Below are 14450 nucleotides of genomic sequence, written 5' to 3' on the forward strand. Positions count from 1 at the left end.
TCCAACCTACGCAGCCAGCGGCGCGATCCTGACTTCCGCCGACAGGCCGCCGCCTTCGCGATTGGTCAGGATCAGCCTGCCGCCCAGCGCCTCTGCAAGCTGATGCGCGATCGCCAGGCCCAGGCCCGTCCCGCCTGTGTCCCGATTGCGGGAGCTTTCCAGCCGGTAAAACGGTTGCAGCACCGCGTCCAGTTCGTCTTCCGGGATGCCCGGGCCGCGATCCAGCACCTGGATGGATAGCGTCGCGTCGTCCCGCGCCGCCACACGCACTTCGGCGGCGCCCGCGAACTTCAGCGCGTTGTCGATGAGATTGCCCAGGATGCGCCGCAATGCATGGGGACGCGTCAACAGTGGGGGCACGGTATCGCCCGACAGGGACACGTCCTTGCCCGTGTCCTGGTAGTCGCAAACCAGACTGTCCAGAAAGGCATTCAGGTCGATCCGCGCGGGCTGCTCGGTCTTGCCGTGCGCGCTGCGCGCATAGTCGATGCCTTCGCGCACCAGCCGTTCCACTTCGTTCAGGTCCTGCGCCAGCTTGTCGCGGTCGGTGGACGCATCCATGAACTCCGTGCGCAGTTTCATGCGGGTGATGGGCGTCTGCAGGTCGTGAGAGATGGCGCCCAACATCTGCATGCGTTCGGCCAGATGCGCGGCGATGCGGTCCTGCATGGCATTGAAGGCGACGGCGGCGTGCGCGACTTCGGCCGGGCCCGCCTCGTCGAGCAGCGGGCTTTTGTGGTCGGGATCCAGTTCCTCGGCGGCGCGGGCCAGGCGGGTCAGCGGACGCACGGCCAGTCGCACGGCCAGCCAGGCACAGCCGGCCAGCAGCAGCAACTGCACGCCCAGTACGCCGAACAGCCACGGCGCGGGCCGCATCCGCAGCAATTCAATATCTAGAATCGCGGGCTGGCCGTCGGACAGCACGACACGCGCCTGGATGTGGCGCGGATCATCAGCCATGGCTCGGACCGTGACGGGACGCTCCGGCCCCAGCGCGGCCTCGATCGACTGCGCGGCGGTGCGCGCGGCGTCCAGAGACAGCGGCTGGTCGGCCTTGCCGTCGCCCAGCAGATATTGGCGGTTGTTGCTGGACAGGCGCGGCAGCCAGGCGGCGCGCTCGGCGGCGGGCAGGCGGTCCAGGATGTCCATGGCGATGGCGACGTCGCGTTCCAGGTCGCCCAGCATCATGTTGCGCGTGGCGCTGTAGCGTTCGTAGAACAACGAGGCGAACGACAGGCCATAAGCCAGGATCAGTCCCGCCACGAAGATCAGGAACAGCCGCGCGACCAGCGTGCGGGGCCAGGCGGGGCGGCGGGGCGCGGTGGTGGTCACTGTCCGCCTTCCGAGACTTCGACCGCGGCAGAGAAAACGTAGCCTTCGCTGCGCACGGTCTTGATGTACAGGGGTTCGCGCGCATCTTCGCGCAGACGCTGGCGCAGGCGGCTGACCAACAGGTCGATCGACCGCCCGAAGAAGTCGGCGTCGCGGCCCTGCGTCAGGTTCAAGAGCTGGTCACGGTTCAGCACGCGCTGCGGGTGGTCCAGGAAGACGCGCAGCAGCCGGTACTCCGCGCCGCTGAGCGCCACGATGGTGCCCTCGGCGTCCAGCAGGTGCCGCGCGGTGGTGTCCAGCCGCCAGTTGCCGAAGGCGATCTCGCGGCCCGGCTCGGTCACCTGAAAGTTGGGCGGCAGCATGCGCGTGCGGCGCAGGATGGCCTTGATGCGCGCCAGCAGTTCGCGCGCCACGAACGGCTTGACCAGGTAATCGTCCGCGCCCATCTCCAGGCCCAGCACGCGGTCCATGTCATCGCTGCGCGCGGTCAGCATCAGGATCGGGATGCGGCGGTGCTTGCCGCTGCGCAGTTCGCGGCACAGCACCAGGCCATCGTCGCCGGGCATCATGATGTCCAGCACGATCAGGTCGACCGTCAGGTTCTCAAGCAGTTGCCGCATCTGCCGTCCGTCGGCCGCCAGCGTGACTGTCAGGCCGTTCTTGCGCAGGAAGCCGCCGGCCAGTTCGCGGATCTCGCGATCGTCGTCCACGATCATGACGTGGTCTATGTGGTCCATCTGCGGGTGCCTTCTTGGTGGGTGATGGCGCGCCCGGCGCGCCGGCGGCGTTCCGGAATTCTATAGGCCTAGCGCTCGCCCGGGGGGAGGGGATCGCGGCGAGGACGGCTGTTGGAAATCAGCTGGCAGTGAAAGGGCTTGGCAGCCTCGGCGGTGAAGCCGCCAAAGAGCAGCAGCAGGACGGCAAGAAAGCGTTTCATGAGGGACTCCGGTGCGGGGTGTGATCGGTTTATAGCGCCGGGCCGCCCGCGGAGTGTGTCGTACTGTATACGCCCTGGCGGCGGATACACGCGCTTGAAAAAATCCGCCGATCCGGCACATGCCGGATACGTGCCGCGGGTGCAATGGGGTCACTTTCCAAAGGACGACCCCCATGGACCTCATCAACACCCCCATCGCGTTGCTTGCCGGCATGCTGACCATTGCGTCTCCCTGCGTGCTGCCCCTTTTGCCCGTGCTGCTGGGCACGTCGCTGGAACGTTCCGGCCGCCTGCGCCCCTTGTTCGTCGTGTCGGGCTTCGTGCTGGCGTTCGCCGGACTGGGCATCGCCCTCAGCCTGATTTCCAACCTGAATGAACACGTGCACGAAGCCGTGCGGTCGACCTCGATCGTCCTCCTGGCGCTGTTCGGCCTGGTGCGAATCTGGCCCGACCCTTACGACCGGCTGATCGCCCGCGTCGGCGGCCCGCTGCAGCGCCTGGCGGCGGCGGGCGGCACGGGCGGCGGCAATGCGGGCGGCTTTGTGCTGGGTCTGTCGCTGGGCGCCGTGTGGACGCCGTGCGCGGGTCCGGTGCTCGCTTCGATCCTGGTGCTGGCGGCCAAGGCGCAGGACCTCGTGCAGTCCAGCACGCTGCTGCTGGTGTTCGCCATCGGCGCCGGCGTCCCGATGCTGGTGATTGCCTACGGCGGCCAGGCTATCGCCACCCGGGTGCGCGGCCTGTCGCGCTACACGCAGCGCTTGCAGCAGGGCTTCGGTGTGCTGCTCGTCCTGACCGCCATCGCCATTTACTTCCAGTACGACGTCCTGGCCTATGCCTGGATCACCAACCTCTTCGCCTGACCCTCAAGGAGATAACCATGTTTGCCACGTTCAAGAAGATTGCCCTGGGCGCGCTGATCGGCGCCTGCCTGATGCAGGGCGCCGCGCAGGCCGCGCCGGCCACCGCACTCCCGGCGCCGGAATTCACCGGCATCGAGAAATGGCTCAACAGCGAGCCGCTGACGATGGAATCGCTGCGCGGCAAGGTCGTGCTGGTGGATTTCTGGACCTACACCTGCATCAACTGCATCCGCACGCTGCCTTACGTCACGAGCTGGTATCAGAAGTACAAGGATCAGGGCCTGGTCGTCGTGGGCGTGCACACGCCGGAGTTTCCGTTTGAACGGTCGACGCCGAATGTGGAAAAGGCGCTGCAACGCTTCGGCATCACCTATCCGGTCGCGCAGGACAATCGCTACGCCACCTGGACCGCCTACCGCAACCAGTATTGGCCCGCGGCCTACCTGATCGACAAGCAGGGCAAGGTGGTCTATAGCCACTTCGGCGAAGGCCGGTACAAGGAAACCGAGGCGGAGATCCAGCGGCTGCTGGCCCAACCTGGCTGAGCCCGGACCTAGGTCCGGACCAAGGCCCGGCGCAAATCCGGGCCAACTCCCCCCCGCCAAACCCCGCGCAAACCAGATATGCGATCCCGCGCATAGCCCCGGCCCCGCCCCGCGCCTACCATGCTGCAAACACAAGAACGAAGTTTGGAGACAGCATGAAGATCGTTAGCGCGCTGACCGCGGCCGGGCTTTTGCTCGGCGCGGGTCTGTTTTCCGCGGCTGGGGCCGCGGGTTCCTATCCCGACCGGCCCCTTCGGCTGGTCGTTCCCTTTCCGGCCGGCGGGGCCACCGACCTGATGGCTCGGGCGCTGGCGCAAGGGCTGGGCGAGAAGCTGGGCCAGTCCGTGGTGGTGGAAAACCGGGGCGGGGCGGGGGGCTCGATCGGGGCCGAGGCGGTGGCGACCGCCGCGCCGGACGGCTACACCCTGCTGTATTCGACGATGGGCGTGCTGACTATCAATCCGTCGCTGTACGCCAAGCTGCGCTATGACCCGCAAAAGAGCTTTGCGCCGGTCTCGCTGACCAACCTGACCGCCAATCTGCTGGTAGTGAACCCGGCGCTGAAGGTGAACTCCGTGACAGAGCTTGCCGAGCTTGCCCGCCGCCAGCCCGGCGAGCTGACCTTCAGTTCTTCGGGCAACGGCACGACCAGCCATCTGGCCGGCGAGATGTTCAAGTCCACGGCGGGCGTGGATATCCGCCACATTCCGTACAAGGGCACGTCCGGGGCGATCAACGACTTCATGGCCGGCCGCATTTCGATGATGATCGACACCTCGTCCAATTTCGTGGAGCAGGTCAAGGACGGCAAGGTCAAGGCCTTGGGCGTGACGAGCCGCAAGCGCCTGGCGGCGTTGCCCGACGTGCCGTCGATCTCGGAGACGCCGGGTTTCGAGGACTACGAAGTCAGCCTGTGGTCAGGCGTGCTGGCGCCGGCGGGCACGCCGCGCGCCATCATCGATCGGCTCAACGCGGACATCAAAACCGTGATGACGGCGCCGCAGATGGTCGAGCGCATGGCGGGCTACGGCATTCAGACCACGTACAGCACCCCCGAGGAATTCTCCGAACGCATCCGCGCCGACACGCAGAAGTGGGCGCGCATCATCGACGCGTCCGGCGCGCGCGCGGACTGAGCGCCGGCCCGCCTGGCCATCGCATCTCCAACCAATGGAACGACCATGCCTTCGATGATCCGAGCTTTGCTGGCGGCGGCTGCCGCACTGTCCTTCGCATCCGCCCCGGCCGCCGCTGCGTACCCTGACCATCCCATCACGTTGATCAACCCGTACGCTGCCGGGGGGCCGGCCGACGTGGTGGCGCGCAGCCTGGCGCGCGCGCTGGAAAAGCGCCTGGGCCAGCCGGTCGTGGTCGAGAACAAGCCTGGCGGCGGCGCATCCATCGGAACGGGCTTCGTTGCCCGCGCCAAGCCGGACGGCTACACGCTGCTGCTCGGCACGTCGGCCGGTCACGTCGTGACGCCGCTGATGCAGAAGACGATGTACGACGGCATCCAGGGCTTCGAGTTCTGCTCGGTGGTGGCGGTGCAGCCCATCATGCTGGTCGTCAACCCGTCGCGTGGCATCACAACGGTGCCCGACCTGATCGCCCGCGCCAAGGCGGAACCCGGCAAGCTCAGCTACGGGTCGGCGGGCGTCGGAGGCGCCACGCACCTGGGCGCGGAACTGTTCCAGCAGGCCGCGCACGTGCAGCTCAATCACATTCCCTATGCCGGCGCGTCGCTCGCGATCAACGATGCGGTGGGCGGGCAGATCGACCTGGCCATGTTGAACCTGTCCGCCAGCCTGCCGTTCATCCGCCAGGGCCGGCTGGTGCCGTTGGCGTATGCGGCCGACAAGCGCTCGCCGCTGTTGCCCGACGTGCCCACGCTGGACGAGGCCGGGGTGAAAGGGGCGCAGGCCGCCACCTGGTACAGCCTGGCCGCGCCTGCCGGCACGCCGCGGGACATCGTGCAGAAGCTGAGCGAGACCGTCCGAAGCGTGAACGACGATCCCGACTACCGCCGCATCATGCAGGACCAGGCGATAGAGTTGATGGCGCTGTCTCCCCAGGATGCCGGCGCCTACGTCCGGAAGGACCGCGCCGACATGCAGCGTCTGCTGGGCACACTGGGGCTGCTGGCCAAATGACCCCCCACTTTCCTGCGCCGCGAAAGGCGCCCGCACCATGAACTTCGACTTCAGCAAGCTGGCCTCGGCCGACGCCTTCAAGCTGCTCTCCAGCGTGGTCGTGCCCCGGCCCATCGCCTGGGTGGTCAGTCAGTCGGAAGCGGGCGTGCGCAATGCCGCGCCGTTCTCGTTCTTCAACGTGGTCAGCAGCGACCCGCCCATCGTCGCGCTGGGCATCGGACCGCGCGCCGGGCAATTGAAGGACACCTCGCGCAACATCCTGCAGACGCGGCAGTTCGTGATCAACCTGGTGTCCGCGGAGCTGGCCGAACAGATGAATCACACCAGCCTGGACTACGACGCCGGCATCGACGAACTGGCGCGCGCCGGGCTGGCAACCGAACCGTCCCTGATCGTGGCGCCGCCGCGCATCGCGCAGAGTCCGGCCGCGCTGGAGTGCGAGGTGTGGCAGGTGCTGGATGCGGCGCCGCAGCGCGTGATCGTGCTGGCGCGGGTGGTGGCGCTATACCTGCGCGACGATGCCTTGCTCGATGCGGGCAAGTTCTATGTGGACACGCCCGCGCTGCGCCTGCTGGGCCGCATGCACGGTGCGGGCTGGTACGCGCACACCAGCGATCTTTTTCAGATGCGCACGCCCGACGCGGCCAACGATCCCGCCGTGCGGCCCGCGCAGGGGCATTGAATGCCGGCGCAAGACCTTGAACCTTCTGGGAGCCTATCGATGAAACTGCATTGGTCGCCACGATCGCCCTTCGTGCGCAAGGTGATGATCGTCCTTGACGAGGCGGGCATCGCGGATCGCGTGACGCTGGTGCGCACGCCGGTTGCGATGGACAAGCCCAATCTGGACCTCGTGCCGGACAACCCGCTCATCAAGCTGCCGACGCTGGTGCTGGAAGACGGCACGGCGTTGTACGACTCGCGCGTCATCTGCGCCTATCTGGATGCGCTTACCGGCGCGGGCCTGTTGCCCGCCGACCCCCGCGCGCGCCTGCTCGCCGAACGCCGGCAGGCGCTGGGAGACGGCTTCCTGGACGCGCTGCTGTTGTTCCGGCAGGAGCGCAACAAGCCCGCCGTGCGCCAGACCCCCGCGTGGCTCGACGCCTTTGCGCTGAAAACCCGCGCGGTGCTTGCCGCGCTGGAAGCCGAAGCGCCGGCGCTGCAGGCCAGCGGCTTCGACCTGGGCCTGATCGCCATCGGTTGCGCGCTGTCGTACATGGACTATCGTTTTCCGGACATTGCCTGGCGCGACGGCCACCCGGCGCTTGCGGCGTGGCACGCGCGGTTCGCCGCCCGGCCGTCAGTGATGCGCACGCAACCCGACGAAACCCCGTGAAATGAGGACGATGATGAGCCGTATCCCGCTGCCCGATCCCGCCACCATGACCGATGCGCAAAAGGGCGTGTACGAAAAGATCGTCTCCGGTCCGCGCGGCCGCCTCGTCGGTCCCCTGCGCGCCGCGCTGCACAATCCTGATCTGGCCGATCGCTGGCAGGCGTTGGGGGCGCTGCTGCGCTTTGGCACCAGCCTGCCGCCACGCGTCAGCGAGCTTGCCATCGTGGTGACGGCGCGCCGCTGGAACAGCCAGATCGAGTGGCATATCCATGCGCAAGCCGCCCGGGCCGCGGGCATCTCGGATGCCGTGCTGGACGCGATCCGGGCCCGCGCGACGCCCGTATTCGACAACCGCGACGACGAAATCGTCTATGAGTTCGCGCGGCAGCTCCAGGAGACCGGGCAGGTCGAACCGGTGTTGTATGCGCAAGCGGTCGAGCGCTGGGCCGCCGTTGGCGTGGTGGAACTGACCGCAGTGATCGGCTACTACACGATGGTGTCCATGACGCTGAACGCGCACGAGATCCCGATGCCCGACGACGCGCCGCCGCCGCTCGATACGCCGGCGCAGGAGGGGGCGCCGGCGCTCAGCCGCCTCGCGCCGCTGGCCGGGAGCGCATCATGAGCGCCGCCGGCAATCCCAACCCCGGCGTGCAGGCGCGCGCCTACGTGCCGGACAGCGTGGAGACGCCGCGCATGCCCGTGACTCCCCGCCACCCGCTGCCGGCGGGGGCGTGCGATACGCATTGCCACGTCTTCGGGCCCTACGAACGCTTTCCCTTGCAGCATCCGTCGTCGTACGCCGCGCCGGACGCGCCGGCCGAACGCTATCTGCGCATGCTGGACACGCTGGGCGCTGCGCGGGGCGTGCTGGTGCAACCGGCGCCGTACGGGACGAATCCGGACGCGTTGCTGGCCGCCGTGGCGCAGGGCGGAGAGCGTCTGCGCGGAATTGCCGTGGCGGATCCCACGGCCACCGATGCGCAATTGCAGGCCCTTTACGACGGCGGCGTGCGCGGCCTGCGCTTTGTCGAGGCGCGCGATCCGGCGGGCAACCTGTTTGCCGGCAGCGTGGGATTCGAACAGGTGGCGGCGCTTGCGCCGCGCATGAAGCGGTTCGGCCTGCACGCGCAGCTCTGGGCGCCGTGCGATACCTACCTGCGCCATCTGCCTGCGCTGGCCAAGCTGGATCTGCCGCTGGTCATCGACCACCTGGGCAGCCTCGTGCCCGCGCGCGGCGCCGCGGACCCGGTGTTCCAGTTGCTGCACGGCCTGCTGGCCGATGGGCGGATCTGGATGAAGCTGACCGTATGCCGGGTGGGCGCCGCGCCTGACTACGAAAACGCGCGCGGGATTCACGACGCCTTTACCCGCGCCAATCCGGACCAGGTGTTGTGGGGATCGGATTGGCCCTTTGTGCGGATGGGGGCGGCGGCGCCGTCGGCGGATGCGCTGGTCGACCTGGCGCACGAATGGCTGGGCAACGACGCGTTGCGCAGGAAGGTGTGGGTCGACAACCCCGCGCGCCTGTACGGGTTCAAGTAAGCGCCGGCGCGCCGGTCCGGGTTTACGGGCTGGCGTGCCAGACGCCTTCGCCGCCGATCTCGCGCACCAGCGTCTGGATCTGGGAGGCCACCTCCATGACCGTGCGGCCCGGCCCCTTCGAGCGCGAGAACGCCATGGAGACGATGCGGCTCATCGTTGGATCGCGCAGCGCGGCAATGCTGAGGCGGCCTTCCTGCACCTCCTGCCATACCGCGTGCAGCGGCAGCACGGTGTACATCTTTTCGTGTTCGACGATGGACTTCATCAACGGCAGGGAGTCGGCCTCGATCAGCGGGGAGATGGCGATCTTGCGCGCCCGCGCCAGACCGTCCAGCGCGTTGCGCAAGCCGTTGGGCGCGCCCGGCAGGATGAAGGGCAGGCCATCGAGCTTGTCGAAGGTGATCTCGCCCGCCTGCGTGCGCGCGTCGCCCGCAGCGCCGACCAGGTACGAGTCCACGGAGGCCAGCGCCTGTTCGCCCGGTGGGCATTTGTCGCCGTAGCGGTAAAGAATGGCGATGTCCACGCGGCTGTCGGTCAGCCATTCCTCGATCTGGCCGCTGGAGCCTTCGAGGATCTTGAGATGCACCTTCGGGAATTGCTCGCGCAGCCGGGAAAACAGCCTGCGGATGAGCGGGTGCGCGGTTGAAGGCAACAGTCCCAGCGTGACCTCGCCGGCAGGCTCGCGCGCCTCGCCGTTCAGTTCCATTTCCAGGCGTTCGGCGTCGCCCAGCAGCGTCTGCACCAGCGGGAACAGGCGCTCGCCCACTTCGGACAGGTTCACGCCGCGCCCGGTGCGGTTGAAGAGCCGCGCATTGCACTCGCGCTCGAGCGCATTGATGCGGCGGCTCAGCACCGACTGGTCCTGGTCCAGGTACAGCGCCGCGCGCGTGATGCTGCCCAGTTCCGCGATGGCCAGGAAGGCCCGCCATTTATGAAGGTCGGCGGTCAGGTCCAGGCTCAGGCCCGTGGCTTTTGCTGATGGCATGGTCGATGGCGCAGGTCGGCAGTCGTGGGAATCGGCATAAGCGTACGGCAAAAGCGCGCGGGCATGGCGTTATTGCAGGCCCAGCTTGCCGCGCTTGATGACCTCGCCCCACTTCTTCGATTCCGTTTCCATCAGCGTGCGGTAGGCGTCAGGCGTGGTCGCGACGGGGATGGCGCCCTGGTCGATCATCTTCTGCCGCAGGACCGGGTCGGCCAGGGATTTTGCGATCGCGTCGGACATCTTGTCGACGATGTCCTTGGGCGTGCCGGTGGGCGCGATGACGCCGTAGTTGGATTCCACGATGATGCCGGGAAAGCCGGCCTCCTTGGTGGTGGGCACGTCGGGCAGGCCCTCGAAGCGTTCCGGGCTGGCCACGGCCAGCGCGCGCAGCTTGCCCGCCTTGATGAAGCCCAGCGCGGCGGACGCGTCGCCGGGGAACATCTGCACCTCGTTGGACAGCAGCGCGGTGACTGCGGGCGCGGCGCCCTTGTAGGGCACGTGCATGATGTCGATGCCGGTCTGCTGCTTGAGCAGTTCGCCGCCCAGGTGCGGCGTCGTCACGTTGCCGGCCGAGCCATAGTTGTACTTGCCGGGCTGCTTCTTGGCGCTGTCGACAAAGGCGGCCAGGGTGGTGTCCGGCAGCGACGGATTGACCATGATGACCTGGGGAATGCGCGCGACCAGCGACACGTATTGGATCTTGGACACGTCGTACGGCACCTTCATGACGTGAGGCAACCCGGTGATCGCGCCCGGCACGCCGAAGCCGAAGGTATTGCCGTCGGGCGTGGCGCGCACGGTGGCATCGACACCGATGGTGCCGCTGGCGCCGGCCTTGTTCTCGATGACGATGGTTTGCCCGAGGCGCTCGCCCAGAGACGGCGCGAGCAGGCGCGCCAGATTGTCCACCGAGCCGCCGGGCGGGTAGGGCACGATCAGCCGGATCGGCTGGCTCGGCCAGGGCTGGGCTGCGAGCGCGGCGGGCGCGGGGGGGGCCCCCCCCCCCGGGGGGAAGGGGGGGGGGGGGGGGGTGGGGGGTGGGGGGGGGGGGNNCCGCGGCGGGCGCGGCGGCGACGCCGCCCAGGATCATTGCCGCCACCGTCAATGCGGTTGCTTTCTTCATGTGTCTCTCTCCGGATGCGCCGGCTCGGGCCGGCGCGTTGTCGTTGTCAGGCGCCTTGCAGGCCCAGGACCTGCTTGGCGTAGATGTTGCGCTGGATCTCGTTGGTGCCGCTGAAGATGGTGGCCGCCAGGGCGTTGGTGTAGGGCGCCAGCGCCTGCACGCCGCCGCCGCCATAGCTCAGGCGCATTGCCGCGCCGCCATATTCTTCGGCGATCTGGATCAGCAGGGCGCCCAGCCGCTCGTGGGTTTCGGTGGCCCAGATCTTCAGGAGCGACAGTTCCGGCGGCAGCGGAAGTCCGGCTTTGGCCATGTCCGCAAACACGCGGTACATCGCGGTCAGGTCGGCGCTGTCCAGCCGCAACTCGGACAGCCGGTCGGCGAACGCCGGATCGGCCAGCAGGCCGCGCTGGCGCGCCAGACTGAAGATCTGTTGCAGGGCGTGGCTTGCGTGCTTGGGGCTGCCGCTGAACAGCCGCTCGAAGCCTAGCAGGGCCTTGGCGATGCCCCAGCCCGCGTTCAGTTCGCCGACCACGTTGCCGCGCGGCACGCGAACCTGGTCGAAGAAGACCTCGCAGAACTCCTCGTGACCCGACAGCGTGCGGATCGGCCGGCGGCTGACGCCCGGGCTGTTCAGATCGACCAGCAGGAAACTGATGCCTGCCTGCTTCTTGACGGTCTTGTCGGTGCGCACCAGCATGAACATGTGCGTCGCGTCTTGCGCCAGCGTGGACCAGGTCTTCTGGCCGGTGACGACCAGTTCGTCGCCATCGATCACCGCCTCGCAGCGCAGCGAGGCCAGATCCGATCCCGCGTCGGGTTCCGAGTAGCCCTGCGCCCACACCGCCTCGCCGGACAGGATGCCCGGCAGAAACCGCGCGCGCTGCGCGTCGGTGCCGTGGCGGATAAGGATGGGGCCGAGCATGACCAGGCCCTGGTCCGGCGCGCGCGCCACGCCGTAGCGTTCGGCTTCTTCGATGAACGCGATCTGCCGGGCGGGAGACAGCGCCATGCCGCCATGCTCGCGCGGCCACGACGGCGCGATCCAGCCCTGACGCGACAAGGTGAAGTACCACGCCTTGATCTCATCCCAATGCAGCCGCCACGGCACGTGTCGCAGGTGATCGGGGTAATGCGCACGGAAGAAGCGGCGCAGCAGCTTGCGGAACGCCGCTTCCGGCATGGCGTTCCAGTCCGCCTCGCGGGGAAATTCGGTGGTGTCGATGCTGGCTGACGCGTCTTCCTGCGCATCGTCGGCGGCATCGTCCGCCTCCGGCGCGGGATCCGCTGCGAGCACGCCGTATCGCTGGCGATGCGCCGTGGCGTTGCCCAGCCAGGCGGCCAGATGCAGGGCGCTGCGGAAATACAGACTGACGTCGCATTCGTCGGTGTAGCCGATGGCGCCGTGCAGCTGGATGGCCAGCCGCGCCGCGTCGATGCCGGCGCGCGCTGCACGGGCCTTGACCCGGCTGGCCGCCGCCTTGCGGGCCTTGACGTCGTCCGGCGCCGCGGCAATGGCGTTCAGTGCGTCAAGCAGACTGTTGGACGCCAGCTCGACCTGCAGGGTCGCGTCGACCAGGCGGTGCTGCAGCGCCTGGAACGACGAGAGCGTCTGGCCGAACTGCTTGCGCGTGTTCAAGTAGGCGACCGAATCGGCCAGCACTTGCCGCGCGACGCCCACCAGTTCCGCGGACTGCATCAGGCGGCCGTAGTCCAGCGCCTCGTCAACGGCGTCCAGCACGCTCTCGCGCGCCAGCAGCGCCTCGCCGCCAACCACCGCGGACTCGATTGTCAGATGGCAGGCCGGCGAGCCGTCCGCGCGTTCGTGCGTCTGCACCGTGACGCCGGGCGTGCCGGCCGGCAGATAGAACAGCGCAGACCCCGTTTCACCATCGGCCGTGACGAGCCAGCCATCCACGTCTGCCCCGGGGACGACGTGGCGCTTTTCGCCGTTCAGCACATAGGCGCCTTCGCGCGCGGTGACCGTGACGCCAAACGCTCCGGCGGATTCGCCGGCTTCGAGCTGTCCTTCGGTTTCCTGCCAGGCAAGGCCAACCCTTTTTTCACCGGCGCACAAGGCTTGCAGCAACGCGTCCCGAACGGCGGCATCGCCTGCCGGATTGATGCGCGCCAGCAGCGCCGTGCTCAGCACACCCGCCCCGACAAGCGGTTCGGGCAACTGGGCGCGGCCCGCTTCTTCCAGCACGGCGGCCATCGCGTGCCAGCCCAGTCCCAAACCGCCCAGCGCTTCGGGCACGCTCATGCCCAGCCAGCCGACGGCGGCAATTTCCTGCCAGTACGCGCGCTCGCCGCCCGGGGTGCGGCGCTTGCGCTGCCGCTGGTCGCGGCGTTGCAGGAAGTCGCGCGCGCTGTCGCGGATTTCTTCGATCAGTTCGTGGTCGGCGGCGCTCATACGATGCCCTCGGCATGCAGGCGCTCGATTGCTTCGGCGGACAGGCCAAGTTCGGCGCGCAGGATGTCGGCCGTGTGCTCGCCCAGCATGGGCGGGGGCAGACCGGCAGCGATCGGCGTGGCGGAAAAGTGAATCGGGTTGCGGACGATCGGCATGCTGCCCAGCGCGGGATGTTCCACGCTGCCCAGCACCTGCCGATGGCGCACCTGCGGGTCCTCGAACACCTGATCCATGGTGTAGATGGGGCCGCAGGGTACGTTGGCGGCCGCCAGGGCCTGGTTCCAGTCCGCGACGGTTCGCGCCCGCATCGCCGGCTCGATCAGCCGCGACAGATCGGCCTGCGCCGCCGCACGCTTTGGATTGGTGTCAAAGCGTGGGTCGTCGGCCAGCGCGGGCAAACCGGTGACCTGGCAGAAGCTGCGGAATTGCGAGTCGTTGCCCACGGCGACCATCAGGTGTCCGTCCCGGCATTCGAAGGCGCGGAACGGCGCGGTGATCTGCGAGGCCGAGCCCATGCGGGCGGGCAGCTGACCGCTGGCCAGATAGTTCATGCCGATGTGCGAGATGGCCGCGATCTGCGCGTCCAGCAGCGCCAGGTCGATGTGCTGACCCACGCCGGAGATCTGGTCGCGGTGCCGCAGCGCGGCAAGAATGGCCGACACCGCGTAGAAGCCCGCGGTCAGGTCGGAGACGGAATAACCCGCCTTGACCGGCCCGGCGCCCGGCTCGCCGTCCGGCACGCCCGTCACGCTCATCAGGCCGCTCATGGACTGGAAGATCGGATCGTAGCCGGGCAGGTGGCTATAGGGGCCGGTCTGGCCGAAGCCGGTGATGGAGCAATACACCAGCCGCGGGTTCAGGGCCGACAGCGAGGCGTAGTCCAGACCGTAGCGCTTCAGGTCGCCCGCCTTGAAGTTCTCGATGACGATGTCTGCGTTCTGCGCAAGCTGGCGCACCAGCGCCTGGCCTTCGGGCCGCGAGATATCGAGCGTCACGGATTTCTTGCCGCGGTTCATCGCGACGAACGACGAGGTTTCCCGGCTGGGCTTGCCGTCGCGGTCCGGCATGGGATAGCCCTGGTGCCGCACGTCGTCGCCGCGGCCGGGGCGCTCCACCTTGATGACCTCGGCGCCGAAGTCGGCCAGCATCTGCGCGGCCCACGGCCCGGAAAAAACCCGGCTCAGGTCCAGGACCTTCACGCCTTCCAATGCACTGGTCATGTCGGCT

General features: G+C 68.2%; 15 protein-coding genes. 8 read left to right on the plus strand and 7 right to left on the minus strand.

Annotated features, from left to right (window positions below):
* Positions 1-6: 6 nt before the first annotated feature.
* The 3 genes from B3446_RS20095 to B3446_RS20105 all read right to left on the minus strand — a co-directional run bounded on the left by B3446_RS20095 (position 7) and on the right by B3446_RS20105 (position 2269).
* Positions 7-1332, minus strand: coding sequence for a sensor histidine kinase (locus tag B3446_RS20095; protein WP_291384417.1), 1326 nt, complete (start codon positions 1330-1332; stop codon positions 7-9).
* A complete protein-coding gene (locus tag B3446_RS20100) occupies positions 1329-2069 on the minus strand; it encodes a response regulator (protein WP_191579118.1) in 741 nt (246 codons plus the stop codon). The genes B3446_RS20095 and B3446_RS20100 overlap by 4 nt, the downstream gene beginning before the upstream one ends.
* Before the next feature lie 68 nt (positions 2070-2137).
* Complete coding sequence (locus B3446_RS20105) at positions 2138-2269, minus strand: hypothetical protein (RefSeq protein ID WP_291384420.1); 132 nt, start codon at positions 2267-2269, stop codon at positions 2138-2140.
* A gap of 173 nt (positions 2270-2442) precedes the next feature.
* Here B3446_RS20105 and B3446_RS20110 point away from each other — a divergent pair, with 173 nt between their 5' ends.
* From B3446_RS20110 to B3446_RS20145, 8 genes are all read left to right on the plus strand, one after another.
* Positions 2443-3129 carry a cytochrome c biogenesis CcdA family protein gene (locus tag B3446_RS20110; protein ID WP_291384422.1) on the plus strand — a complete coding sequence of 229 codons (687 nt, stop codon included), beginning with the start codon at positions 2443-2445 and terminating at the stop codon, positions 3127-3129.
* Between the two features lie 17 nt (positions 3130-3146).
* Positions 3147-3674: a thioredoxin family protein gene (locus B3446_RS20115; protein ID WP_191579120.1), complete on the plus strand. Its 528-nt coding sequence runs from the start codon at positions 3147-3149 to the stop codon at positions 3672-3674.
* Between the two features lie 155 nt (positions 3675-3829).
* Positions 3830-4810: a Bug family tripartite tricarboxylate transporter substrate binding protein gene (locus B3446_RS20120; protein WP_175184697.1), complete on the plus strand. Its 981-nt coding sequence runs from the start codon at positions 3830-3832 to the stop codon at positions 4808-4810.
* A 54-nt stretch (positions 4811-4864) separates the two neighbouring features.
* On the plus strand, positions 4865-5824 hold the full coding sequence (locus B3446_RS20125; protein WP_291384481.1) for a tripartite tricarboxylate transporter substrate binding protein: 960 nt from the start codon (positions 4865-4867) through the stop codon (positions 5822-5824).
* Between the two features lie 37 nt (positions 5825-5861).
* On the plus strand, positions 5862-6506 hold the full coding sequence (locus B3446_RS20130; RefSeq protein ID WP_191578041.1) for a flavin reductase family protein: 645 nt from the start codon (positions 5862-5864) through the stop codon (positions 6504-6506).
* Positions 6507-6545: 39 nt separating this feature from the next.
* Positions 6546-7160, plus strand: coding sequence for a glutathione S-transferase family protein (locus B3446_RS20135; protein ID WP_291384425.1), 615 nt, complete (start codon positions 6546-6548; stop codon positions 7158-7160).
* Positions 7161-7173: 13 nt separating this feature from the next.
* Positions 7174-7785: a carboxymuconolactone decarboxylase family protein gene (locus B3446_RS20140; RefSeq protein ID WP_291384483.1), complete on the plus strand. Its 612-nt coding sequence runs from the start codon at positions 7174-7176 to the stop codon at positions 7783-7785.
* Positions 7782-8705 (plus strand): amidohydrolase family protein, encoded by a 924-nt coding sequence (locus B3446_RS20145; RefSeq protein ID WP_291384427.1) that lies wholly within the window; start codon positions 7782-7784, stop codon positions 8703-8705. The genes B3446_RS20140 and B3446_RS20145 overlap by 4 nt, the downstream gene beginning before the upstream one ends.
* A gap of 22 nt (positions 8706-8727) precedes the next feature.
* Here B3446_RS20145 and B3446_RS20150 read toward each other — a convergent pair whose 3' ends face one another.
* The 4 genes from B3446_RS20150 to B3446_RS20165 all read right to left on the minus strand — a co-directional run bounded on the left by B3446_RS20150 (position 8728) and on the right by B3446_RS20165 (position 14443).
* Positions 8728-9690, minus strand: coding sequence for a LysR family transcriptional regulator (locus B3446_RS20150; protein WP_175122457.1), 963 nt, complete (start codon positions 9688-9690; stop codon positions 8728-8730).
* Positions 9691-9759: 69 nt separating this feature from the next.
* Positions 9760-10623, minus strand: a complete 864-nt coding sequence (locus tag B3446_RS20155; RefSeq protein WP_291384430.1) for a Bug family tripartite tricarboxylate transporter substrate binding protein — start codon at positions 10621-10623, stop codon at positions 9760-9762.
* 236 nt (positions 10624-10859) lie between these two features.
* Positions 10860-13223 (minus strand): acyl-CoA dehydrogenase, encoded by a 2364-nt coding sequence (locus B3446_RS20160; protein WP_291384432.1) that lies wholly within the window; start codon positions 13221-13223, stop codon positions 10860-10862.
* Entirely contained in the window at positions 13220-14443 is a 1224-nt protein-coding gene (locus tag B3446_RS20165; RefSeq protein ID WP_291384434.1) for a CaiB/BaiF CoA transferase family protein, read from the minus strand. The genes B3446_RS20160 and B3446_RS20165 overlap by 4 nt, the downstream gene beginning before the upstream one ends.
* Positions 14444-14450 lie beyond the last annotated feature (7 nt).

The organism is Achromobacter sp. UBA5777 (assembly GCF_002418565.1).
Taxonomy (GTDB): Bacteria; Pseudomonadota; Gammaproteobacteria; order Burkholderiales; family Burkholderiaceae_B; genus Achromobacter; species Achromobacter animicus.